This is a genomic window from Mycobacterium lehmannii, from assembly GCF_001499925.1.
GTDB lineage: Bacteria > Actinomycetota > Actinomycetes > Mycobacteriales > Mycobacteriaceae > Mycobacterium > Mycobacterium lehmannii.
This window is the reverse complement of record NZ_LQIR01000028.1, coordinates 16,197-38,088: the sequence shown is the minus strand read 5'-3', so window position 1 is coordinate 38,088 and position 21,892 is coordinate 16,197. Positions and strand designations below refer to the sequence as shown.

Genomic DNA, 21,892 nt, shown 5'->3' with positions numbered 1-21,892 from the left:
CTCGACACCGGCCAAGCCCGCATCAACAACTACCACCACCCCAACCGCTACCTCATCCCCGACGACGGAGACGACGAAGACGACCAGGGAGCCCCCGAAGACAGCGGAGAGTGTCCCGACAGCGACGACCACAGCGCAGACTGCCCCGACAGCGAGGACAGCGACGACGACAGCGCAGACTGTCCCGACAGCGAGGACGAGGTGGACGGTGGCGATGCCGTGGGAGACGGCGTCAGTAGCAACGGCTGACCCGGCGATGACGTCTCATCGGTCTGATGTGGACGCAATAATGGGCCAGGTGGACCTCCCCGTGCTGCCGCCGTTGGAGCCGATGCTTGCCAAGGCCCAGGCGAAGGTCCCGCCCGAAGCCGGGGTGTGGTCGTACGAGCCGAAGTGGGACGGTTTCCGTGCCCTGGTCTTCCGCGACGGTGACAAGGTCGTCTTGCTCTCCCGTAGCGGTAAGGACCTCGGCCGGTATTTCCCCGACGTCGTCGAGGCCGTCCGTGACGAGCTGGCACCGCGGTGTGTGCTGGACGGCGAAATCGTCGTCCCCCGCGAGTTCGGTGGCCGTACCCGCCTCGACTGGGAGTCGCTGAGCCAGCGCATCCACCCCGCCGCCAGCCGCATCAAGATGCTGTCGGAGCAGACGCCCGCCCACTTCATCGGCTTCGACGCGCTGGCCGCCGGTGATGACTCGCTGATGCAGCAACCCTTCCGGGTTCGCCGCGAAGCACTCCTGGTCGCGGTGAACGAGAAGCAGTGGTGTCACGTCACCCGCACCACCGAAGATCCCGAACTCGGAGCGCAGTGGCTCGAGGATTTCGAGGGCGCCGGCCTCGACGGTGTGATCGCCAAACGACTCGACGGCCCGTATCTACCGGGCAAGCGGGAGATGGTGAAGGTCAAACACGCTCGTGACGCCGATTGTGTGGCGATGGGTTATCGCATCCACAAGAGCGGCGAGGGTATCGGCTCCATCCTGCTCGGCCTGTACCGCGACGACGGAGAACTGCAGATGGTCGGTGGCGCAGCGGCTTTCACGGCCAAGGACCGAATCAAGCTGTTGGCCGAGCTGGAGCCACTTCGTGAGGGCGACGAGATGCGCGAAGGCGACCCCAGCCGCTGGAACTCGGCCGCCGACAAGCGCTGGGTCCCCATCCGGCCGGAGAAGGTCTGCGAGGTCGCCTATGACCAGATGGAGGGAAACGGCGGTGCCGCCCAACGCTTCCGGCACGCGGTGAAGTTCCGGCGCTGGAGGCCCGACCGCGACCCGAAGAGCTGCACCTTCGACCAGCTCGACGTTCCGCTCACCTACGATCTGTACGACGTACTGGAGTCCTGAGATGCCCAAAGCCGCAGAGGAAGTCGACGTCGACGGCACGAAGGTGCGGCTGACCAACCGCGACAAGGTGTACTTCCCGAAGCTGGGCCGCAACGGCACGAAGGGCAAACTCTTCGACTACTACCTGTCGGTCGCCGAACCGATGGTGGCGCTGCTGCGCGACCGGCCGGTGCACCTGCAACGGTTTCCCGACGGCATCGACGGTGAGGAGATCTACCAGAAGCGGGTACCGCAGAAGCATCCCGACTACCTCGAAACCTGCACAGTCACTTTTCCATCCGGTCGCACCGCCGACGCGCTGAAGGTCACCCACGCGTCGGCGATCGCATGGGCGGCCCAGATGGGCTCGATCACCCTGCACCCGTGGCAGGTGAGGTGCCCGGACACCGAGCATCCCGACGAACTGCGCATCGACCTGGACCCGCAGCCGGGAACGGGTTTCGCCGACGCGAGCAGCGTCGCGGTCGACGTGCTCAAACCCCTGCTCGACGAACTCGGCCTGATCGGCTTCCCGAAGACCTCGGGCGGACGCGGCGTGCACGTCTTCCTGCGGATCAAGACCGACTGGGATTTCATCGACGTGCGTCGTGCGGGCATCGCCCTGGCCCGTGAGGTCGAACGCCGGGCGCCCGATGCCGTGACCACCTCGTGGTGGAAGGAGGAGCGAGGTAAGCGCATCTTCATCGACTACAACCAGAACGCGCGAGACCGCACCTTCGCTTCGCCGTACTCGGCGCGCAAGACCCCCATCGCCACCGTGTCCACTCCGTTGACCTGGGACGAGCTTCGCACCGCCGACCCCGACGACTACACGATCTCGTCTGTACCTGATTTCGTTGCGGGACGGCCGGATCCGTGGGCCGACATCGATCGCAAGCCGCAGTCGATCAAGAAGCTCCTGGACATGGTCGAGGCCGACGAGAAGCGCGGGCTGGGCGACCTGCCGTACCCGCCGAGCTATCCGAAGATGCCGGGGGAACCGCCGCGCGTACAGCCGAGCAAAAAAGTCGCAGCCAACTGGGACGAAGACGGCAATCCGGTCAATAGCTGACTGCGCGGTTTGTGTGGCGCGTCACACGGGTACGTGGTGTTCATGATCAAACAAGTCAGTGTTGCTTTGGGTGTCCTCGCGGTTGCGGTCGGCTGTTCCAATCAAGCGTCCGACGATGCAGCCACCACCACGACCACCACGACGACGGACTCGGCCAGCGCCCAGGGGTTGACCACTCAGATCAACACGGTTGACGGCAGACACGTCGCCGATGCCACCATCGACTTCTCCGACGGGTACGCCACGGTGACCGTCGAAACCGTCGAGGACGGCATCCTGTCGCCGGGCTTCCACAGCATGCACATCCATCAGATCGGCGTCTGCGAGGCCGGCGACGGCTTCGCCTCCGCGGGCGAGCACTTCCAGGCGCCCGGCCACACGGGCATGCCCGCCAGTGGCGATCTGCCGCCCCTGCTGGTGCGGTCCAACGGCGCGGGCAAGCTGGTCGCGACGAGTGACGCGTTCACCGAGGAGCAGCTCACGACCCCGCAGGGGTCCTCGATCGTGCTGCACGAGAGCGCAGTCATGGAGGACCCGGCCGCTGCCGAGCGGCGGATCGCGTGCGGTGTTCTCAGCCCGGGAACCGCGGGTACCACCTCCGTCGAGACGCAGACGACCGTCGTCACCACGACCGCGGTTGCGCCTCCACCGCCGGCGACGACCACCACGGAAGCACCGGTTACGACCACGCCGCCGGTCGAGTCTCCGGCCACCACGACGCCGCCGACCGAGACGAACACCGTCACCGTGACCGAGACCCCCTCACCGACAACCACCACGGTGGCTCCGCCGCCGGGGGGCTGACACGACTCGCTCGGCACGCCGAAATACCGCCGCTCGGACTCTGAACCGGGTCTGCTGTTCGCATGCGCGTTTCGACGACCGTTCGTAGATGGCTGGCGGGCCTGGCACTGTTCGCCCTCGTGGGCAGTGGTGTCGGCGTGGCAGCGGTGATGGTCCTCGGGTCGGTCAAGGAGGCCAAGCAGACACAAGCTGCCTCAGCGCAGCGTGCGACACAGGCTCCACCGCCCAAGGTCCCGACGCCGTTCGAGTTCACGATCAACGTCGTCGTCACCGACCAGCACTGCGCACCCGGAGCGCCCGGGTGCTTCTACAAGTATTCGATCGATCCGAAATACATTGGCATGCATCCTCTTCCGAAGACTCCGTTCACCGTCTTCTACGAGGTGGTCGGCGGTAACGCACCGCAGAAGGGCGAGTTCACCGTGGAGAACGGCCAGGCGCAGATCCTGCAGGACGTCGTCCTGGAAGGTCCGCCGTCGGCCCAACTCAAGGCGAACGTCCTGCAGGTGGACGGCTGAGCCGTTACCGCCGTGGCCCGACGCCGCGCGCCTGCGGCAGCGGCAGATCGTTGTAGGTGGCGATGCCGGGAGGTGCCGCCACCACCGCCGGGATCGCATGGATCGGGGGCATGGCGGTCATGATGTGGCCGAGCACGAAGAAGTCCTCGATTGACTTGGCGTTCTCGATCATGTCCTGCGGGGGCAGGAAACCGACCTGCATGGTGACCGTCGGCCGGCCGTCGATCGTGATCTTCCACCCCTCGGCGTCCATCTGCCAGTCCGGGTCGAGCGTGGTGCCCTTCTTCCACCGGACGTTGATGTCGACCACCGTCTTGCCGTCGACGATCCCCTGCCAACTGGCGTACACGCCCGCCACATGCCCGGCCGGGATGGTCCATGACGCCATCACGAGATCCTCGGTGGTCTGGGCATATTGGGGGACGCACTTGATCTCGTCGAGCTCCACACCGATCGAGTCGGCGACCAGGCGGACCGCCTCGGCGAACACCGCGGTGCCCTTTGAGGCCATCGGCTGCAGGTTCGGATCGTCGATCGCGGTGCCGAACCCGACGGGCCGCTCGGTGTCGGGGGAGTCATAGAGCGTGGTGTCGGCGGATTCGGCGATGGTGATCTTGTCGACCCGGTCGCAGCCCGTTGCGGCCACGATGGCGAGCAGTTCCGCGAAGCCGGGGCTGATCCCGGACCCGAAGAGTGTCGAACCGCCGCGCTTGCACGCCTCTTCGAGCCTGTCGCGGTCGGCACCGAGGTTATGTCCGGTGATGAAGGATGCCGACGACACGACGTTGACGCCGGCTTCGAGGATGCGGACCAGTTCGTCGACGTCGATCCACATCGGGTTGTAGACCACGACGTCGGGCTTCAAGGCGAGCAGGGCGTCGACGTCGTTGGTGGCCTTCACGCCGAGGGGCGCGATGCCGGCGAGTTCTCCGGCATCCTGGCCGGCCTTGTCCTGCGACCACGCATAGAGGCCGACGAGTTCGTAGTTCGGGTTCGTGGCGATCGCCTGGACCGAGCTCTTGCCGACATTGCCGGTGGTCCACTGCACGACGCGATAGGGGGTGTTTGGCACCCGCACAGCATAGGAAAGTCCGACGCTTTGCGAGGCGGTTTTTACCGCGCGGTGAAAAATTGCCTCGCGAGGCCTTAGTCTGACGATGATGAGCGGCCGAACGAGGGGTCGCCCGCCCCGGATCAGCCGCGACCAGATCGTCGCGGCGGCCAGGGAGGTGGCGAGCGCGGACCTGACGATGCAGGCGGTCGCCGATGCGCTCGGGGTCAGCCGCAAGGCCCTGCACTACTACGTCGGCGACCGCGAAGGTCTACTGACGCTGGTGATCGCGGACTTGTTCGAGCGCGAACTCACCAGCGTCGAGTTGCCCGACGGCGACGACTGGCGGGCGGTCCTACGCGCCTACACCGTCGCGTTTCGCAACGGGCTCACGCAGGTCGGCGCGGCGACGGACTTCACCCGGCTACGGGGTATCGGCGCGGCCGCGGCGTTGGCGCTCGCCGACCGGGTGCTCGACGCCTTGCTCACCGCCGGTTTTGCACCCGACACCGCCCGGTACGGGTTGACCGCGGCGTCGAACATCGCGCAGTCGGCGGCCCACAGCAGCGCGGCGCAGACGCCCTCGGGGATGCACCGGTACCGTGCCGAGACGTCGGCGGCCCTGGAGTGGGAGCCGGAAGACACCTATCCGGCGCTGCGCGCAGTGCTCGCCTCGGCCGAATCCCAGCGCCACGACGCCGAGCACCAGTTCGACTTCGAGCTCGAGGTGCTCATCGCCGGCCTGGAACGACTCCTCGGCTAGAGGGGCGTCAGGGTGGCCTTGGCGGTCCGTTCCAGTCCGCCGCGATCGACCCACGTCATGTCGACCACGTCGCCGGGATAGTGGCGATCCAGCACGTAGGTCAGCGTCGTCGCCGAATCCAACGGGACACCGTCGAGCACGACGAGCACGTCGCCGGGGGCGAGTCCGGCCCGGTCGGCAGGCCCGCCGCGCAGCACATCGGCGATCTGCACGCCCGGGCCGCGTTGCGCCGAGCGCACCCCGACCCCAAGCAGTACCGGCGGGCCGATGTGCACGTCGGCGGACGGCGTGCGGGACCGGATCTGGTTGGCGATCGGCAACGCGTCGTTGATCGGGATCGCGAAGCCCTCGCCGCCCGGACCGAACCGGAAGTTCACCGAAGCCGCGGTGGTGATGCCGACGACCTGACCTGCGCCGTTGACCACCGGACCGCCCGAGTCGCCCGCGACGACCGGTGCGGCGAACTCGAAGAGACCCGCGAGTTCGTCCTTGCTGCCCGTGAGCGAGTCCTCGGCGTTCACGGTCCGGCCGAATGCGGTGATCGTGCCGACCTCGCGGGTCAGCGGTCCGTTCGTCCCGTTGGCGTTGCCGAGCGCGACGACGGGCTCACCGGCCGCCAGGAGCGCGGAATCACCGATCGGGGCGACCGGCAGGCCCATCCCGCCGATCAGCTGCAACACCGCGATGTCACGCTTGCGGTTGTAGCCGAGTAGCTCAGCCGGGTAGGACCGGCCTCCGACGCTCGCGGTGATCCGGTCCGCGCCGGACACGACGTGGAAGTTGGTCAGGACCAGGCCGTTGGGATCGATCACGAATCCGGCGCCGTTTCCGTATGCGCCCTGATAGTCGATCTCGGTGTCGATCCGGACCACGGACGGTTCGACCTGAGCAGCAGCCGCGACGGGGTCACCGGGGGCGGCCGCAGCCGGAAACACCGGCGCCACCACGGCCAACGCCATGGCCAATGCGATCAGCAGCGTCGTGAATGGACGCCGGAGGGGGATTTTGCCCATAGGCCCATATTGCCCGATGCCGAGACGACTAATCGTCTAGCGCGACGCCCCCGCGCAAGCGCCGACGGCGGCGACGTGCGGGTTCGGGTCTGCGATTGCGCAGTTTGCCGTCGTCGGATTCGGCCGCAGATTCCTCGGCAGCGGACTCGGATTCGTCGGCGTTCGCCTCGACTGCGGTGTCTTCGGTGGCCTCGGCGTCCTCAGCGTCGTCCTTCTCGGGGGACTCGTCAGCCACCTCGGCGTTGTCTTCCGGCCGGTCTTCGGCCTGGTCCTGGGTCTCTTCCTCGGTCTCTTGCTGGGCTTTCGCGCCCTTGCGGCGACCGCGGCGCTGCTTCGGCTCCTTGACCTTCAGCGGTTTCGGCGGCGGGGGCGGCATCTCGGCGACCGAGGCGAGGTAGAACGCGAAAACGCCGAGCAGCGCGATCGCTGCGGCGGCGCCGTAGATGCCGAACAGCCAGCGACCCGCGGCGTCGAGCGACAGCCAGATCTCGCTGACGGCCGCGCCGATGATCAGCACACCGGCCAGCACATGCAGCACGATCGACACGGTCCGCAGTCTCAGCGCCATCTGGGGTGTGCCGAATTCCGGCCGTCGAGTCCGCAGCAGGGTGAACACCACCGGCAGCGCGGCGAGCCCGATCAATGCGCCGCACACGATGCGCATCACGGTGCCGAAAGTCTGCGGAATCTCACCGGAGAGCTCATACCAGCGCGGCAGGACGAAGAAGAAGTACAGAACACCGGCTACGACGCTGAACAACGCGTGCCAGGTCACCGCGACAGTGCGGCTCATTCTCCTCCTAGACGATTGTTTGGCCCCGGGGTGCGACCGGGCCTGACCGTCGAAACCGCCGACACGCCGCACCCCGGGCCGAGTGCGGAGGATGCGGGATTTGAACCCGCGAGGGCTATTAACCCAACCCGCGTTCCAGGCGAGCGCCATAGGCCACTAGGCGAATCCTCCGCGGGCCATGGTAGCCGACCTCAGACCAGAGCCGATCCGGATGCGACCGGCTCGGGTATTAGACTCGCCGTGGACCCCGCGCGGCGTCCATCCTGTGAACTCCCCCAGGGCCGGAAGGCAGCAAGGGTCAATGGGCTCTGGCGGGTGCGCGGGGTCCCCTTTCCCGCACTTCAGTCGAAAGGCGTTCGGTGTCATTTCTGTCGCTCGGCCGGGAGGAACTCGCCGCAGAACACGAGCAGCAGAAGCGCAACTACGCCGAACTGCAGGCCAAGGGGCTCAAACTCGACCTGACCCGGGGTAAGCCTTCCGCGGCGCAGCTGGACCTGTCCAACAAGCTGCTCGAGCTGCCTGGTTCCGACGACTTCCGCGACGGCGACGGCACCGACGTGCGCAACTACGGGGGTGTGCACGGGCTGCCCGAACTGCGCGCGATCTTCGGCGAGCTGCTCGGCATCCCGGTGCAGAACCTGATCGCCGGTAACAACGCCAGCCTCGAGTTGATGCACGACGTCGTCGTGTTCTCGATGCTGCACGGCGGCCCGGACTCGGCGCGGCCGTGGGCCCAGGAACCCGTCCTCAAGTTTCTGTGCCCGGCGCCCGGCTACGACCGGCACTTCGCGATCACGGAAAGCCTTGGCATCGAGATGATCACCGTGCCGATGCTCGAGGACGGACCCGACGTCGACCTCATCGAGGAACTCGTCGCAGCCGATCCCGCCATCAAGGGAATGTGGTGCGTGCCGGTGTACTCGAACCCCACCGGGGTCACCTTCTCCTGGGAGACAGTGCGTCGGCTGGTCCAGATGCGTACGGCGGCAAACGATTTCCGCTTGATGTGGGACAACGCCTACGCGGTGCACACCTTGACCCACGACTTCGTCCGCAACGTCGACGTGCTCGGGCTGGCTGAGGCCGCAGGCAACGGGAACCGCCCGCTGGTGTTCGCGTCGACGTCGAAGATCACCTTCGCGGGCGCCGGGGTCAGCTTCCTGGGCGCCTCGCTTGGCAACATCACCTGGTACCTGCAGCACGCAGGCAAGAAGTCGATCGGGCCGGACAAGGTCAACCAGCTGCGCCATCTGCGATTCTTCCGCGACGCCGACGGGGTGCGCCTGCAGATGCAGCGTCACCGGGAGCTGCTGGCCCCGAAGTTCGCCGCGGTGTTGGAGATCCTGTCCGAGCGCTTCGGCGATTCGAAGATCGCGTCGTGGACCGAACCCAAGGGCGGGTACTTCATCAGCCTCGACGTCCTGCCGGGCACGGCCAAGCGCACCGTGGCGCTCGCCAAGGATGCGGGCATCGCGGTGACGGAGGCGGGCGCCACGTTCCCGTATCGAAAAGACCCGGAAGACAAGAACATCCGCATCGCGCCGACGATGCCGCCGGAGCCCGAGCTGCGGGCCGCGATCGACGGGCTGGCCACCTGCGCGCTGCTCTCGGCGACCGAGTCGTTGCTGAAGGACTGAGGGTCGGTCTCCGGGGCCCGTTTGTGCATCCGGCGACGAAATTCGCCAAAAAGCGTCGTCAGATTCACAACCGACACCCACGCGAGCGCAACGCGCTTTCGACCCTGGCCACATAGGTGGCAGCTCGGTCATGCTCGTACGGTGCATGCGGGGACCGACGGATCACGGCTGCGGTCGCGAGTCATCCACAGGGTCGCCACCGTTTGTGAACCTGACGACGCTGAGAGCGTCCACACCGTCGTCAGATGCACAATTCAGCGACACAGTGGTGGCCCGTCGAACCGTCACACCACGCCGGTAGCCTGCTGATCGTGGCGCTCTACCGCAAGTACCGGCCCGCGACCTTCGCCGAAGTCGTCGGCCAGGAACATGTCACCGAGCCGCTGTCGACAGCACTGACGTCGGGCCGGATCAACCACGCGTACCTGTTCTCCGGTCCGCGCGGGTGCGGCAAGACCTCCTCGGCGCGCATCCTGGCGCGGTCGCTGAACTGTGAACAGGGCCCGACGGCCACCCCGTGCGGAGTGTGCGATTCGTGCGTGGCCCTCGCACCGAACGGGCCCGGCAGCGTCGACGTCGTCGAACTCGACGCCGCCAGCCACGGCGGCGTGGACGACACCCGTGAGTTGCGTGATCGCGCGTTCTACGCCCCCGCGCAGTCGCGGTACCGGATCTTCATCGTCGACGAAGCGCACATGGTCACCACGGCGGGCTTCAACGCGCTGCTGAAGATCGTCGAGGAACCGCCCGAACATCTGATCTTCGTGTTCGCGACCACCGAGCCGGAGAAGGTGCTGCCGACCATCCGCTCGCGCACACACCATTACCCGTTCCGGCTGCTGGCCCCGCGCACCATGCGCACGCTGCTGGAAGGCATCTGCGAGCAGGAGAACGTCACCGTCGACGACGCGGTGTACCCGCTGGTGATCCGCGCCGGCGGCGGGTCACCCCGCGACACCCTGTCGGTGCTCGACCAGTTGCTCGCCGGTGCCGAGGGCAATCACGTCAATTACACGCGCGCGCTGGCACTGCTGGGTGCGACGGACGTCGCGCTCATCGACGACGCGATCGACGCGCTGGCCGCCGGCGACGGCGCGGCACTTTTCGGAGTCGTCGAGGCGGTGATCGACGCCGGTCACGACCCGCGCAGGTTCGCGACCGACCTGTTGGAGCGGTTCCGCGATCTGATCATCCTGCAGTCGGTACCGGACGCCGCGGCGCGTGGAGTCGTCGACGGACCGGAGGACGTGCTCGACCGGATGCGCGAGCAGGCCACCCGCATCGGCACCGCGACGCTGACCCGCTACGCCGAAGTGGTGCACGCCGGACTCGGTGAGATGCGCGGCGCCACCGCGCCCCGGCTGCTGTTGGAGGTGGTGTGCGCGCGGCTGCTGCTCCCATCGGCCAGTGACACGGAATCGGCGCTGCTGCAACGGATCGAGCGCATCGAGACCCGGTTGGACATGTCGATACCGGCCGGGGAGGGCCAGTCGGCTCCGGCCGGTGGCCCGCCGCGGCAGTACGCCCGCAGGAGTCAGGCCGATGCGCAGTCCGCCGATTCGCCGCCGCCGCGCAGCGAGCCGCGGCCCGAACCCAAACCCGAACCCAAGCCAGAACCCAAACCTGAACCTCCGCCGACAGCGCCGGCTGCCGAGAGCAAACCGCCGTCGCCGCCGCCGGTGCGGCCGCCGTCCGATCCGGTGGTGGAGGCGCCGCCGCCTGCCGCGGTGACCGGTGAGCCGAACGCCGCCGCCGTGCGCAGCATGTGGTCGACGGTGCGGGACAAGGTGCGCGAGCGCAGCCGCACCACCGAGGTGATGCTGTCGGGTGCGATCGTCCGCGCGGTCGATGGCGACACGCTGGTGCTCAGCCACGACTCGGCGCCGCTGGCCAAGCGGTTGACCGAACAGCGCAACGCCGACGTCATCCGCGAAGCACTGAAGGACGCCCTCGGGGTGAACTGGAAGATCCGCTGCGAGGCGGGTTCGGCCGCCGCGCCACCGCCGACGGAACCGGTCCCGGGCGGCCCGCCGCCCCGCAGCGACGACGACGAGGAAGCCATGCTGGCCGAGGCCGGCAGCGACACCTCGGACACGCCGCGCCGCGACCCGGAGGAAGCCGCGCTCGAGCTACTGCAGAACGAGTTGGGCGCGCGGCGTATCGACGGCTGAAGCTAGGGCGTCCACCACGGCCGCAGCGGCAGCCCGCCGTCGTAGCCGTCGCGATCCAGCTTGACCGCCAGGACCTGGTGCAGCTGAACGACATTCGTTTCGAAGCCCAGACGCGAGCCGGCCATGTACAGACCCCACACCTTGGCCGTCGCCAGCCCGACCTCGGCCACGGCCTCGTCCCAGTGCTCCACCAGATTGCGGCACCAGTCGCGCAGCGTCAGCGCGTAGTGGTGACGCAGGTTCTCCTCGTGGACCACCTCCATGCCGACGTCCTGCGCTTCGGTGATGATGCGTCCGGAACCGGTGAGCTCGCCGTCGGGAAAGACGTAGCGGTCGATGAAGCCGCCTGCGGTGGAGCCGGTTCGGTTGTCCGGTCGGGTGATGCAGTGGTTGAGCAGCAGCGCGCCGTGACGCATCTTCGACTGGAGGAACTCGAAGTAAGCGGGATAGTTGTGCACGCCGATGTGCTCGGTCAACCCGATCGAGGACACCGCATCGAAATCGGACTCACGAACATCGCGGTAGTCACCGTGGCGCACCTCGGCCAGATCCTCGAGCCCGTCGCGAGCGATCGCCTCTCGTGCCCAGGACGCCTGCTCCTTCGACAGCGTGACCCCGAGCGCCTTGACGCCGTGCCGCGCGGCGTAGCGCACCATGCCGCCCCACCCGCAGCCCACGTCGAGCAGGCGATCCCCCGGCCGCAGGCGCAGTTTCTCGAACACCAACCGGTACTTGTTCTCCTGCGCCTCTTCCAGCGTCGACCCGCTGTGCGGATAGCACGCGCACGTGTAGGTCATCGACGGGCCGAGCACCCACTCGTAGAACGTGTTGGAGACGTCGTAGTGGTGATGGATCGCCTCGGCATCACGAGTCTTGCTGTGGCGCAGACCTTCTGCGATCCGACGCCAGCGCGGCAGCGCCTCCTGCGGCGGCGGCGCGATCGGCTTGAGATGCTCGATGCCGATGGAGCGCACGATCTGGGCGAGCACCCGTGCCGGCGGACGTCTGAAGTCCATCTTGTCGGCGAGCGCCCTGAGCAACTCGTAGGGATCGCCGGGATGCACACCGTGCGTGGCCAGATCGCCGGACACGTAAGCCCGGGCCAGTCCCAGATCCCCGGGCGCAGTGGCCAGATACGTCGTACCACGCGGTGTAAGCAACTCCAGGCCGAGCGGAGCGTCCTCGGGTCCGGCCGTGCTTCCGTCGTAGGCGCTGAAGCGCAGCGGCAGGTTTCCACCCGCGAAGACTTCCAGAATCTCGGCCAGCGTGAGCTTTCCGGCCGGCGCCTGTGCCGCGTGTTCCTTGAAAGTCGTCATCGTCTCTGCACCGCCTTCGCATAAAGATCGAGCAGCCGTGAATCTGGATCGTATGCCTTCTTCACGATCTTGTAGGTTTCACCGCCGTACAGATCGTCGAACTCTTCGCGGCTGTAATACGAATCCGAGTACAACGATTTGTGACCATCGAGTTCGCCGACCTTGTTTTCGATCAACCTGTTGGTATGGCCTTCACTGGGGCCGACCGGCACCGACGACCAGAACCCGACGTTGACGTAGGTGTGGTTCGGCCGAAGCGGATACAGCGGCCACGCGCCGTCTGATCCGGTGTCATCGCGAAGTCGCAACGGGCACAGCCAGATCGGCTCGATCGGCACGTTGTCGAGGAACCAGTGCAGGAACTCCGCGACCCGTCCGATCGGCACCTCGACATCTTGTACGACGCGTTCGCGCGGCGGTCGCCCGTTGCGCTGCTCGATCCGGTCGGCGATGTCGAACCGCTGGTCGAGCGCGATCAGCTTCCAGTAGAAGCTGCTGCGTCGATACCGTCGCGGCCACCACCGACGGATCCGCGGATCCTGGACGCCGAACGCCCGTGAGCACCAGAACCAGTCGGTGTCCCAGCGCCACAGGTAGTCGTGGACCGTCAACCGGTCGTGCTTCTCGGCGCCGTCGTGCTGTATCGAGCGGTAGTAGATCTGCTGACCGGTGTAGTCGCTGACGGGCCCGGGTGTGGTGGTCTTGAATCCGAGTGTCAGGTAGGCCTCGTCGGCGGAGAACACCACCCCGTCGAGATAGTCGACGGGAGTGCCGTCATAGCCGCAGGTCTCGACGATGCGTTCCATCGTGGCGACCAGGTCCTCGATGGTGTTGAACCGCAGGTGGCGCAGCGTGACGAACGGCTGAACGGCTTCCAGCTCGATCTTCAACCGAACCGAATAGCCCAATGTGCCATAGGAATTGGGAAACGCCCGGTACAGGTCGGTGTTCTGGTTCGGCGACGCGGTGACGACATCGCCGGTGCCGGTGAGGATGTCCATCTCCAACACCGACTCGTGTGGCAGGCCGTTGCGGAACGACGTGGACTCGATACCGAGCCCGGTGACCGCTCCACCGAGCGTGATCGTCTTCAGCTGCGGTACGACCAACGGCGACAAGCCGTATGGCAGCGTCGCGGCGACAAGATCTTCGTACGTGCACATACCGGCCACATCGGCGGTGCGCGCGTCGGGGTCCACCGCGATGACACCGGTCAACCCCGAGACGTCCAGACCCTTCGCGGTGGTCTTGGCCCGCGCACGGAACAGGTTCGACGTGGGTTTGGCCAGGCGAACGGTGGCATCGGGCGGAATTGCACGGTAGCTATTAAGCAGCCGCCGCACGCCCGCGGCATGAACAGCCCGTGCGTCGGTTCGGGCAACAGACACGGATATACGCTAGTCCGCGGTCGCAGGCGATGCGACCGCATGGAACTTCTACCAAGGAGCGTGCACCGATGGGACAGGTCAGCGCATCGAGCACCGTCTTGATCGACGCGGCGCCGGAGGCGGTGCTCTCGGCGGTTGCGGACTACGCGAACGTGCGTCCGAGGATCCTGTCGCCGCAGTACAGCGACTACAAGGTGCTCGAGGGCGGACAGGGCGCGGGCACGGTGGCCAGCTGGAAGCTGCAGGCGACCAAATCGCGGGTGCGCGACGTCAAGGCCGAGGTCGACGTGGCCGGCCACACGGTCATCGAGAAGGACGCCAACTCCTCGATGATCACCAACTGGACCGTCGCGCCGGCGGGTTCCGGATCCTCGGTGACCGTCAAGACGTCATGGCAGGGCGCGGGCGGGATCGGCGGCTTCTTCGAGAAGACGTTCGCGCCGCTGGGGCTGCGCAAGATCCAGTCCGAGGTGTTGGAGAACCTGAAGAAGCAGCTCGAGGGATGACCTTAAGAGGTTGATTCCACGCACGTGGTGCGTGCGATCAACCCGTTAGGCGACTAACTGGAGCCCAGGAAGCCCGCGATGCCGCGCACGACGGCGTCGGCGTACTTCTGCCGCCCCTCCGGCGTCTTCATCAGCGCCGAGTCGACCGGGTTCTTCATGTTGCCCAGCTCGACCAGGATCGACGGGTACTGGGCGAGGTTCAGGCCCGCGATGTCCGATCGCGGGTTGAGGCCATTGGAGCCGATGTAGGTCGACGGCACGAAGCCGGACGCCTGCAACTGGTCGCGCATGATGCCCGCGAACCGGGGAGACGGCCCCGCCTGCGCATCGTTGAGCGGCGGGGACGAGTACAGGACATGGAATCCGCGTCCGGTCGGCGGGCCGCCGTCGGCATGGATGCTCACGATCGCGTTCGGCTTGATCGAGTTCGCCAGCGCGGCGCGTTCGTCGACGCACGGACCCAGCCCGGTGTCGTCGCCGCGCGACATGGCGGTACGCACACCCAGCGCGTGCAGGGCCTGGCGGACCCGCAGCGTGGTCTCCCACGCGAACGTGTGCTCGGCGTAGCCGTCCTCGGTGGACGTGCCGCTGGCCTGGCAGTCCTTGGTGCCGCCGCGGCCGGTCGGCACCTGCTTGCTGATCGAGGCGTCGTTGGCGCCGTTGTGACCAGGGTCGAGGAACACGATCTTGCCCGCGATGTTGGCGGGCGCGGCCTCGGCCTCGAAGGCGGGGCTGACGAGCGTCGATGCGGCGACGAGTAATCCGGTCGCCACCGCGGCGCAGCCGCGCAATGCTCCGGTGGCGCCGACACGCAGGCGGGCAGGCACGGCCGTCACCGTAACCGCACCGACGACTACGCTGAAAGCTCAAACGGCCGCGAGCCGAGGACAGAAACCAAGTCGAGACCGGACCGCAACTAAGACGCAAGGGGACCACTCATGCAACCGCAAGGCCAACCCGATATGTCCGCGCTGCTCGCGCAGGCCCAGCAGGTCCAGCAGCAGCTGATGGAGGCGCAGGAGGCGCTGGCCAACGCCGAGGTGCACGGTCAGGCCGGCGGCGGCCTGGTGCAGGTCACGATGAGGGGCAGCGGCGAGGTGATCGCCGTGTCGATCGATCCGAAGGTCGTGGATCCCGAAGACATCGAGACGCTGCAGGATCTCGTGGTCGGCGCCATCTCCGATGCCTCCAAGCAGGTCACCATCCTCGCCCACGACCGGCTCGGGCCGCTCGCGGGCGGGACGGGCAACCTCGGTATCCCGGGAATGTAATTGTTCCTCCATGTTTGAAGGACCCGTCCAGGATCTGATCGACGAGCTCGGCAAGCTGCCCGGCATCGGGCCGAAGAGCGCTCAGCGGATCGCCTTTCACCTGCTGTCGGTGGAGCCGCCCGACATCGACCGGTTGACCGCCGTGCTGAACAAGGTGCGCGACGGGGTGAAATTCTGTGCGGTGTGCGGCAACGTCTCCGACGACGACCGCTGTCGCATCTGCAGCGATTCCCGGCGCGATGCATCCTTGGTCTGCGTGGTCGAGGAGCCGAAAGACGTGCAGGCCGTCGAGCGCACCCGCGAGTTCCGCGGGCGCTATCACGTGCTGGGCGGCGCCCTGGATCCGCTCTCCGGGGTGGGGCCCGAACAGCTGCGAATCCGCGAGCTGCTCAACAGGATCGGTGAGCGCGTCGACGGGGTGGACGTCACCGAGGTGATCATCGCGACCGACCCCAACACCGAGGGTGAGGCGACGGCGACGTATCTCGTGCGCATGCTGCGCGACATCCCGGGGCTGACGGTGACGCGGATCGCGTCCGGTCTGCCGATGGGCGGTGACCTGGAGTTCGCCGATGAGCTGACGCTCGGCCGCGCGCTGGCCGGCCGACGCGCGATGGCATAGCCGAGGAAGGAAGTTCATGCCGGACGACGAATTCAAGGTCGAGGTGGAGCTCGGCGCCGAGCACCGGCTCTCGTTCTGGGACAAGTTGCGAACCCTGGATCTAGACGACAATGCGCGCGAGCGGCTCGGATCGCGGGTCACCGTCACCCGCGACGGCGATCGCATCCAGCTGTACACCACGACCTTGGCCGACGCGCAGGAGGCCGAGCGCACGGTGCGCGCATTGGTGTCCGACGACGGCGTGGACGCGCAGTACACCCTGAGCCGGTGGGACTCCGCGAGCCAGGAGTGGGTGGACCCGGTCAGCGGGCAGGAGGTGCCCGACGATGCGCCGGAGGTACCGCCCCCGGATCCGGGCTACGTGATCCTCGAGGCGTACAAGCCCGAGTTCCTGCGCGACCTCGGGCTGTAACTTCCGAGCCGCGAAATTGCATTCCAGCAGGCCTCTTCTCGCACTTTCGCTGCTGGAACGCCATTTCGCGGAAAGTTGTCGATGGCCGCGGGCGGCTCGACGGGCTCAGACTCGCCGGGGTGCGGCGAGTCGTTCGCGTCGAAGCTGTTCGACTTCGTCGATCTTCAGGGGCGCCAGCTCACCGACCACCCGGCTCAGCAGGTGGTCGGCCAGCTCCGGATTGCGGGCCAGGCACGGGCCGTGCATGTACGTCGCGACGACGCTGCCCTGCACCGCACCGTCGAAACCGTCACCGTCGCGGTTCCCTGCCCCCTTGATGACCTTGCCGAGCGGGCGTGCCTCGGCACCGAGAACTGTTCCGCCGCGGTGGTTTTCGAAGCCCGTCAGCCGCTCGAAGAGACCGGCGAGCAGGGGTTCGGACACCACTTCGCCGATCGTGCGCGTGTCCTGCGGTGAGGTCGTTACATCGAGCAGGCCGACACCGTCGACGCGTTCACCCGACGAAGTCTCGTACCAGTGCCCCAGCACCTGGATGGCCGCGCAGATCGCCAGCACCGGCGCACCCCGCGCGGCCGCCTGTTGCAATCCGGGATACCGCAGTAGGTGCTTGGTCGCCAGGCGCTGCGCATAGTCCTCCGCGCCGCCGAGCGTGTACAGGTCCAGCTCCGAAGGCACCGGGTCGTCCAGCGTGATCTCGACGGTCTCGGCGTCAAACCCGCGCAGCCGCAGACGTTGTCGCAACACGACGGAGTTGCCGCCGTCACCGTAGGTTCCCATCACATCGGGCAGTACCAACCCGATGCGCACCGCCGACTCACCCACCGCGACGCTCCAACGCCCGGTTCAACTGCAGGAACGCGGTGTAGTTGGCGATCACCTCGACGTGTCCGGGCGGGCACGACGCGATCGCCGCGAGGGTGTCGTGCACCAGTGTGTGCTCGACACCCGCGTAACCCAGCCGCACCGCGAGGTCGGTGCCCCGCTCGCCTGCGGCCACCACGTGGGTGTCCTCGAAGTGCTCAAAGCGGACGTCCCACAGCCATGACAGGTCCTCGCCGTCGGGCACCTGGCCGTTGACCGAGATCACCACGCCCGCACCGTGTTTGTCGACCATTGACAGCGCTTCTTGCCAGCCCGCCGGGTTCTTCGCCAACAGCACCCGGGCGGTGTGCTCGCCGAGACGCACGGTGCGGTAGCGCCCGGCGACCTCGTCGACCTCCGACACCGCGGCCACCGCAGCCGCCGGATCGGCGCCCATCGCGACCGCCGCCGCCACGGCCTGTGTGGCGTTGCCGCGGTTGACGGAGCCGGGCAACGACAGCGTCATCGGCAGCGAAAACCCGTCCGGCCCATAGATGTTGGTGTCATCGAACCACCAATGCGGGCTGGGCCGTTTGAAATCGGTTCCAGTGGAACGCCAGTCGCGGCTCTTACCGCCGTCGCGCAGGATGATCTCGCCGGACCGCGGGCAGCTCACCGAGTCGTTGGCCCAGCTTCCGCCGGCGGCGACCCACACCACGTTGGGGCTGTCGTATGCGGCCGAGGTCATCAGCACGTCGTCACAGTTGGCGACCACGACGGCCGACGGGTGACGGGTTAGTCCGGCGCGCAGGGTGCGCTCGATGTGGTTGATCTCGCCGACGCGGTCCAGCTGATCGCGGGACAGGTTCAGCAGCACGATCACCTTCGGGTCGACCGCCTCGGCGACGTGCGGGACGTGCATCTCGTCGACCTCGAGGGCGGCAAGGGGCGCCTCTCGTGCGGCGGCCAGCGCGGCCACCAGCCCGGCGTCCATGTTCGCGCCGGTGTCGTTGGTGGCGACGTTCGAGTGTCCCCGGCCTCCCGGCTCGGCGGGGGCGATGGTGCGCAGCGCCGCGGCGATCATCCGGGTGGTCGTCGACTTGCCGTTGGTCCCGGTGACCACCACGGTGCGACGGCCCGCGCCGAGCTGGCGCAGCAGCGACTTGTCGAGCGCCAGCGCGACCAGCCCGCCGATCATCGCGCCCGCACCGCGCCCGGTGACCCGCGACGCCCAGCGGGCGCCCGCGCCGGCCCCGAGGGCGAGCCGTCCACGTGTCGTGACCACCCCGGCAGTTTAAGTAGCCGACACGCTGACGGGCGATTCGGCGAGGTCCCGGCTTTGTCACACCACCGTGTCATCCTGACGACGTGGGCCTAACGGACGCCGGAGGTCACCGGCCGAGCGGCTCTGACGCCGAGAATCGGCCGGGCTGGGGCCGGCCGGCGGAACACGCCGGATCGGGTTGGGCGGTCGTCGACGTGGAGACCTCCGGGTTCCGACCGGGGCAGGCCCGCATCGTCAGCATCGCCGCGCTCGCCCTCGGCGACGACGGCAACGTCGAACAGAGCCTGTACAGCCTGCTCAATCCCGGTGTCGATCCTGGTCCGACACACGTACACGGTCTGACGGCCGACATGTTGGAGGGCCAGCCGACCTTCGGCGACATCGTCGACCACCTCGTCGAGCTGCTTGACGGCCGCACGCTGGTGGCGCACAACGTCGGCTTCGACTACTCGTTCCTGGCCGCCGAGGCCGAGTTGGTCAACCGCGAGCTGCCCACCGACACCGTGATGTGCACGGTCGAGCTGGCGCGCAGGCTGGACCTGGGCACCGAGAACCTGCGGCTCGAGACGCTGGCCGCGCACTGGGGGATCAGCCAGATCCGGCCGCACGACGCCCTCGACGACGCGCTGGTGCTCGCCCAGATCCTCAAACCGGTGCTCGTGCGGGCGCGGGAACGCAAGGTCTGGCTGCCGGTGCACCCGGTATCCCGCAGGCGCTGGCCCAACGGCGTCGTCACCCACGACGAGCTGCGCCCGCTCAAGGCGGTCGCATCCCGCCTCCCGTGCCCCTACCTCAACCCGGGCCGGTACGTCGCCGGGCGACCGCTGGTGCAGGGCATGCGGATCGCGCTGTCGGCCGAGGTCGAACGCACCCACGAAGAGCTCATCGAACGGATCCTGCACGCCGGGCTGGCCTACACCGAGACCGTCGACACCGAGACCTCGCTGGTGCTTTGCAACGACGCCCAACCCGCTCAGGGCAAGGGCTACCACGCCAGGGAGTTGGGTGTCCCGCTGACCTCCGACGCCGAATTCATGCGCGCGATCGACGGCGTCGTCGGCGGTACCGGGATCGAGGACTTCTCCGACACCACCCTCGCAGGCGACCAGTTCGCGCTGTTCTAACCGATCCCAGAGATCAGCGTGCGGCCCTGTTGACCGCCGAGACCACCGCCCGCAGCGATGCGGTGGTGATCGAAGTCGCGATGCCGACACCCCAGACGGTCGTTCCACCGATCGACGCCTCGACGTAGGCCGCGGCTTGCGCCTCTTCACCCGCCGACAGCGCGTGCTCGGAGTAGTCGAGCACCGACACGTCGAACCCGATGGCGCCCAACGCATCAACGAACGCGGCCAGCGGACCGTTGCCGGCGCCGACGATCTCGCGCTCGACGCCGTCGACTTTCACCACCGCCTCGATGGTGTCGGTGCCGCCATCCACCTCCGCCGCCGTCACCTTCTGGCGGATGCGTTCGAGTGGACGGATCGGCGCCAGGTACTCCTCGGCGAAGACGTCCCACATTTCCTTCGGGGACACCTCGCCGCCCTCGCCGTCGGTGATCTTCTGGATCGCCTGGCTGAACTCGATCTGCAGCCGCCGCGGAAGTGCCAGACCGTGATCGGCCTTCATGATGTAGGCGACGCCGCCCTTCCCGGACTGCGAGTTCACCCGGATGACGGCCTCGTAGGTGCGACCGACGTCCTTCGGGTCGATCGGCAGATAGGGCACCTGCCACAGGATGTCGTCGGCGTCCTTGTCCGCGGCGTCGGCGTCGACCTTCATCTGGTCCAGGCCCTTGTTGATGGCGTCCTGGTGGCTGCCCGAGAACGCGGTGTAGACCAGATCGCCGCCGTACGGGTGGCGTTCGTGCACCGGCAGCTGGTTGCAGTACTCGACGGTGCGACGGATCTCATCGATGTTCGAGAAGTCGATCTGCGGGTCGACGCCGCGCGAGAACATGTTGAGCCCCAGTGTCACCAGGCAGACGTTCCCGGTGCGCTCGCCGTTGCCGAACAGGCACCCCTCGATCCGGTCGGCGCCGGCCTGATAGCCCAATTCGGCTGCGGCAACGGCGGTTCCGCGATCGTTGTGCGGATGCAGACTCAAGATGATGCTGTCGCGGGGGGCCAGGTGGCGGTGCATCCACTCGATCGAGTCGGCGTACACGTTCGGGGTCGCCATTTCTACCGTCGCTGGCAGGTTGACGATCAGCGGCGCGTCGGGCGTCGGCTCGATGATCTCGGCGACGGCGTTGCACACGTCGACCGCGTACTCCAGTTCGGTGCCCGTGTAGGACTCCGGCGAGTACTCGAACCGCCACTGGGTGCCCGGATACTTCTTCGCTTCCTCGACGCACATCCGCGCGCCGTCGGTGGCGATCGCCTTGACCGCGTCGCGCTCGGCGCGGAACACCACGCGCCGCTGCAGGATCGACGTCGAGTTGTAGAAGTGCACGATCGCGCGGGGCGCGCCCTCGCAGGCCTGGAATGTCCGCTCGATCAGTTCCGGGCGGCACTGTGTCAGCACCTGGATGGTGACGTCGTCGGGGATGACGCCTTCGGTGATGATCTCGCGAACGAAGTCGAAGTCGGTCTGGCTGGCCGACGGGAAGCCGACCTCGATCTCCTTGTAGCCCATGCGCACCAGCAGGTCGAACATGCGGCGCTTGCGCTGCGGGCTCATCGGGTCGATCAGCGCCTGGTTGCCGTCGCGCAGGTCGACCGCACACCACATCGGCGCGGAGTCGATGACCTTGTCCGGCCAGGTGCGGTCGAACGGAACCGCCGCTGTTTCTGTCGCCGGGCTCCCGCCCGGCACCTCTTCGGCGAAGCTGCGATACCGGTTGACCGGCATCGCCGAACCGCGCTGGGTGTTCCACGGCGGCTGGCCGGGGTTGGGCGGGCCGGACGGCTTGGTGATCTGACGGACCGACGAGAACGCGTCAGGGGAGTCCGGCGAGGGTTTCGAGAACGTGGTCACGGTATTGCTCCGGGAGTTTGAAGGGGGACTCGACCGGCGCATCGCGAACACCCGCGACGGGAAGCCGGTCTGATCAGACCCCGTCGCGGCTGCCGAGAAGGAGCACCCGCTGCACGTCGCACACTGTACTCCGCACCCGCGAGCGCAACAAAATGCCAATCGTGGTCGT

21 protein-coding genes, 1 tRNA gene, 1 other RNA gene and 1 pseudogene are annotated in these 21,892 nt (G+C 67.5%); 14 read left to right on the top strand and 10 right to left on the bottom strand.

Annotated features, from left to right (window positions below):
• The 5 genes and pseudogenes from AU192_RS25815 to AU192_RS16045 all read left to right on the top strand — a co-directional run.
• Positions 1–249 (top strand): annotated as a pseudogene (locus AU192_RS25815) (hypothetical protein); the annotation flags it as partial.
• Between the two features lie 40 nt (positions 250–289).
• On the top strand, positions 290–1,342 hold the full coding sequence (locus tag AU192_RS16060; protein WP_064397877.1) for an ATP-dependent DNA ligase: 1,053 nt from the start codon (positions 290–292) through the stop codon (positions 1,340–1,342).
• A gap of 1 nt (position 1,343) precedes the next feature.
• The gene (ligD, locus tag AU192_RS16055) at positions 1,344–2,393 is read left to right on the top strand and encodes a non-homologous end-joining DNA ligase (protein ID WP_064397875.1); all 1,050 of its coding nucleotides are present in this window, start codon (positions 1,344–1,346) and stop codon (positions 2,391–2,393) included.
• Between the two features lie 42 nt (positions 2,394–2,435).
• Positions 2,436–3,197: a superoxide dismutase family protein gene (locus AU192_RS16050; protein ID WP_164674024.1), complete on the top strand. Its 762-nt coding sequence runs from the start codon at positions 2,436–2,438 to the stop codon at positions 3,195–3,197.
• Positions 3,198–3,259: 62 nt separating this feature from the next.
• Entirely contained in the window at positions 3,260–3,715 is a 456-nt protein-coding gene (locus tag AU192_RS16045; protein ID WP_064397874.1) for a hypothetical protein, read from the top strand.
• 4 nt (positions 3,716–3,719) lie between these two features.
• On the opposite strand, the gene AU192_RS16040 is transcribed toward AU192_RS16045, so the two are convergent.
• Positions 3,720–4,787, bottom strand: a complete 1,068-nt coding sequence (locus AU192_RS16040) for an NAD(P)H-dependent amine dehydrogenase family protein (protein WP_064397893.1) — start codon at positions 4,785–4,787, stop codon at positions 3,720–3,722.
• 88 nt (positions 4,788–4,875) lie between these two features.
• Between AU192_RS16040 and AU192_RS16035 the strand changes: the two genes are divergently transcribed.
• Positions 4,876–5,529, top strand: a complete 654-nt coding sequence (locus tag AU192_RS16035; protein WP_064397891.1) for a TetR/AcrR family transcriptional regulator C-terminal domain-containing protein — start codon at positions 4,876–4,878, stop codon at positions 5,527–5,529.
• Here AU192_RS16035 and AU192_RS16030 read toward each other — a convergent pair.
• From AU192_RS16030 to AU192_RS16020, 3 genes are all read right to left on the bottom strand, one after another.
• The gene (locus AU192_RS16030; protein ID WP_064397873.1) at positions 5,526–6,542 is read right to left on the bottom strand and encodes a S1C family serine protease; all 1,017 of its coding nucleotides are present in this window, start codon (positions 6,540–6,542) and stop codon (positions 5,526–5,528) included. The two genes, AU192_RS16035 and AU192_RS16030, sit on opposite strands and share 4 nt — an antisense overlap.
• A 28-nt stretch (positions 6,543–6,570) precedes the next feature.
• A complete protein-coding gene (gene lucA / locus AU192_RS16025; protein ID WP_064397872.1) occupies positions 6,571–7,335 on the bottom strand; it encodes a lipid uptake coordinator LucA in 765 nt (254 codons plus the stop codon).
• Positions 7,336–7,420: 85 nt separating this feature from the next.
• Positions 7,421–7,506: transfer RNA gene (locus AU192_RS16020), tRNA-Ser, on the bottom strand.
• A 68-nt stretch (positions 7,507–7,574) separates the two neighbouring features.
• Between AU192_RS16020 and ffs the strand changes: the two genes are divergently transcribed.
• The 3 genes from ffs to AU192_RS16010 all read left to right on the top strand — a co-directional run bounded on the left by ffs (position 7,575) and on the right by AU192_RS16010 (position 11,143).
• Positions 7,575–7,669: signal recognition particle sRNA small type (gene ffs, locus AU192_RS25130), an RNA gene on the top strand.
• Between the two features lie 25 nt (positions 7,670–7,694).
• Complete coding sequence (locus AU192_RS16015) at positions 7,695–8,972, top strand: aspartate aminotransferase type Ic (RefSeq protein ID WP_064397870.1); 1,278 nt, start codon at positions 7,695–7,697, stop codon at positions 8,970–8,972.
• A 311-nt stretch (positions 8,973–9,283) separates the two neighbouring features.
• Positions 9,284–11,143, top strand: coding sequence for a DNA polymerase III subunits gamma/tau (locus tag AU192_RS16010; RefSeq protein WP_064397890.1), 1,860 nt, complete (start codon positions 9,284–9,286; stop codon positions 11,141–11,143).
• 2 nt (positions 11,144–11,145) lie between these two features.
• Here the strand turns inward: AU192_RS16010 and AU192_RS16005 are convergent, their stop codons facing one another.
• Both AU192_RS16005 and AU192_RS16000 read right to left on the bottom strand, forming a co-directional pair.
• On the bottom strand, positions 11,146–12,459 hold the full coding sequence (locus tag AU192_RS16005; RefSeq protein WP_064397868.1) for a class I SAM-dependent methyltransferase: 1,314 nt from the start codon (positions 12,457–12,459) through the stop codon (positions 11,146–11,148).
• Positions 12,456–13,847, bottom strand: a complete 1,392-nt coding sequence (locus AU192_RS16000; RefSeq protein WP_064397866.1) for an FAD-binding oxidoreductase — start codon at positions 13,845–13,847, stop codon at positions 12,456–12,458. Before AU192_RS16000 ends, AU192_RS16005 begins: the two co-directional genes overlap by 4 nt.
• 68 nt (positions 13,848–13,915) lie before the next feature.
• Here AU192_RS16000 and AU192_RS15995 point away from each other — a divergent pair, with 68 nt between their 5' ends.
• The gene (locus AU192_RS15995) at positions 13,916–14,353 is read left to right on the top strand and encodes an SRPBCC family protein (protein WP_064397865.1); all 438 of its coding nucleotides are present in this window, start codon (positions 13,916–13,918) and stop codon (positions 14,351–14,353) included.
• Between the two features lie 53 nt (positions 14,354–14,406).
• Here AU192_RS15995 and AU192_RS15990 read toward each other — a convergent pair whose 3' ends face one another.
• Positions 14,407–15,180, bottom strand: coding sequence for an Rv3717 family N-acetylmuramoyl-L-alanine amidase (locus AU192_RS15990; protein WP_064397888.1), 774 nt, complete (start codon positions 15,178–15,180; stop codon positions 14,407–14,409).
• 111 nt (positions 15,181–15,291) lie between these two features.
• Between AU192_RS15990 and AU192_RS15985 the strand changes: the two genes are divergently transcribed.
• The 3 genes from AU192_RS15985 to AU192_RS15975 are packed head-to-tail and all read left to right on the top strand — an operon-like array spanning position 15,292 to position 16,658.
• Entirely contained in the window at positions 15,292–15,624 is a 333-nt protein-coding gene (locus AU192_RS15985; RefSeq protein WP_064397863.1) for a YbaB/EbfC family nucleoid-associated protein, read from the top strand.
• 10 nt (positions 15,625–15,634) lie between these two features.
• Positions 15,635–16,246, top strand: a complete 612-nt coding sequence (recR, locus tag AU192_RS15980; RefSeq protein WP_064397861.1) for a recombination mediator RecR — start codon at positions 15,635–15,637, stop codon at positions 16,244–16,246.
• Between the two features lie 16 nt (positions 16,247–16,262).
• Positions 16,263–16,658: a hypothetical protein gene (locus AU192_RS15975; protein ID WP_064397860.1), complete on the top strand. Its 396-nt coding sequence runs from the start codon at positions 16,263–16,265 to the stop codon at positions 16,656–16,658.
• A gap of 105 nt (positions 16,659–16,763) precedes the next feature.
• Here the strand turns inward: AU192_RS15975 and AU192_RS15970 are convergent, their stop codons facing one another.
• Together AU192_RS15970 and AU192_RS15965 are read right to left on the bottom strand one after the other, a co-directional pair.
• Positions 16,764–17,480 (bottom strand): type 1 glutamine amidotransferase, encoded by a 717-nt coding sequence (locus AU192_RS15970; protein WP_064397858.1) that lies wholly within the window; start codon positions 17,478–17,480, stop codon positions 16,764–16,766.
• On the bottom strand, positions 17,473–18,744 hold the full coding sequence (locus tag AU192_RS15965; protein WP_064397856.1) for a Mur ligase family protein: 1,272 nt from the start codon (positions 18,742–18,744) through the stop codon (positions 17,473–17,475). The genes AU192_RS15970 and AU192_RS15965 overlap by 8 nt, the downstream gene beginning before the upstream one ends.
• 83 nt (positions 18,745–18,827) lie before the next feature.
• Here AU192_RS15965 and AU192_RS15960 point away from each other — a divergent pair, with 83 nt between their 5' ends.
• Positions 18,828–19,868 (top strand): DEDDh family exonuclease, encoded by a 1,041-nt coding sequence (locus AU192_RS15960; protein ID WP_064397854.1) that lies wholly within the window; start codon positions 18,828–18,830, stop codon positions 19,866–19,868.
• A gap of 13 nt (positions 19,869–19,881) precedes the next feature.
• On the opposite strand, the gene leuA is transcribed toward AU192_RS15960, so the two are convergent.
• Entirely contained in the window at positions 19,882–21,765 is a 1,884-nt protein-coding gene (gene leuA / locus AU192_RS15955) for a 2-isopropylmalate synthase (RefSeq protein WP_423202697.1), read from the bottom strand.
• Between the last annotated feature and the right edge of the window lie 127 nt (positions 21,766–21,892).

What these genes read in the sequence shown, in the direction of transcription:
- AU192_RS16060 (WP_064397877.1), top strand. Translation starts at nt 290, where the DNA reads ATGGGCCAGGTGGACCTCCCCGTGCTGCCGCCGTTGGAGCCGATGCTT.
- ligD (WP_064397875.1), top strand. Translation starts at nt 1,344, where the DNA reads ATGCCCAAAGCCGCAGAGGAAGTCGACGTCGACGGCACGAAGGTGCGG.
- AU192_RS16050 (WP_164674024.1), top strand. Translation starts at nt 2,436, where the DNA reads ATGATCAAACAAGTCAGTGTTGCTTTGGGTGTCCTCGCGGTTGCGGTC.
- AU192_RS16045 (WP_064397874.1), top strand. Translation starts at nt 3,260, where the DNA reads ATGCGCGTTTCGACGACCGTTCGTAGATGGCTGGCGGGCCTGGCACTG.
- AU192_RS16035 (WP_064397891.1), top strand. Translation starts at nt 4,876, where the DNA reads ATGAGCGGCCGAACGAGGGGTCGCCCGCCCCGGATCAGCCGCGACCAG.
- AU192_RS16030 (WP_064397873.1), bottom strand. Translation starts at nt 6,542, where the DNA reads ATGGGCAAAATCCCCCTCCGGCGTCCATTCACGACGCTGCTGATCGCA.
- lucA (WP_064397872.1), bottom strand. Translation starts at nt 7,335, where the DNA reads ATGAGCCGCACTGTCGCGGTGACCTGGCACGCGTTGTTCAGCGTCGTA.
- AU192_RS16005 (WP_064397868.1), bottom strand. Translation starts at nt 12,459, where the DNA reads ATGACGACTTTCAAGGAACACGCGGCACAGGCGCCGGCCGGAAAGCTC.
- AU192_RS15995 (WP_064397865.1), top strand. Translation starts at nt 13,916, where the DNA reads ATGGGACAGGTCAGCGCATCGAGCACCGTCTTGATCGACGCGGCGCCG.
- AU192_RS15985 (WP_064397863.1), top strand. Translation starts at nt 15,292, where the DNA reads ATGCAACCGCAAGGCCAACCCGATATGTCCGCGCTGCTCGCGCAGGCC.
- recR (WP_064397861.1), top strand. Translation starts at nt 15,635, where the DNA reads ATGTTTGAAGGACCCGTCCAGGATCTGATCGACGAGCTCGGCAAGCTG.
- AU192_RS15975 (WP_064397860.1), top strand. Translation starts at nt 16,263, where the DNA reads ATGCCGGACGACGAATTCAAGGTCGAGGTGGAGCTCGGCGCCGAGCAC.
- leuA (WP_423202697.1), bottom strand. Translation starts at nt 21,765, where the DNA reads ATGCGCCGGTCGAGTCCCCCTTCAAACTCCCGGAGCAATACCGTGACC.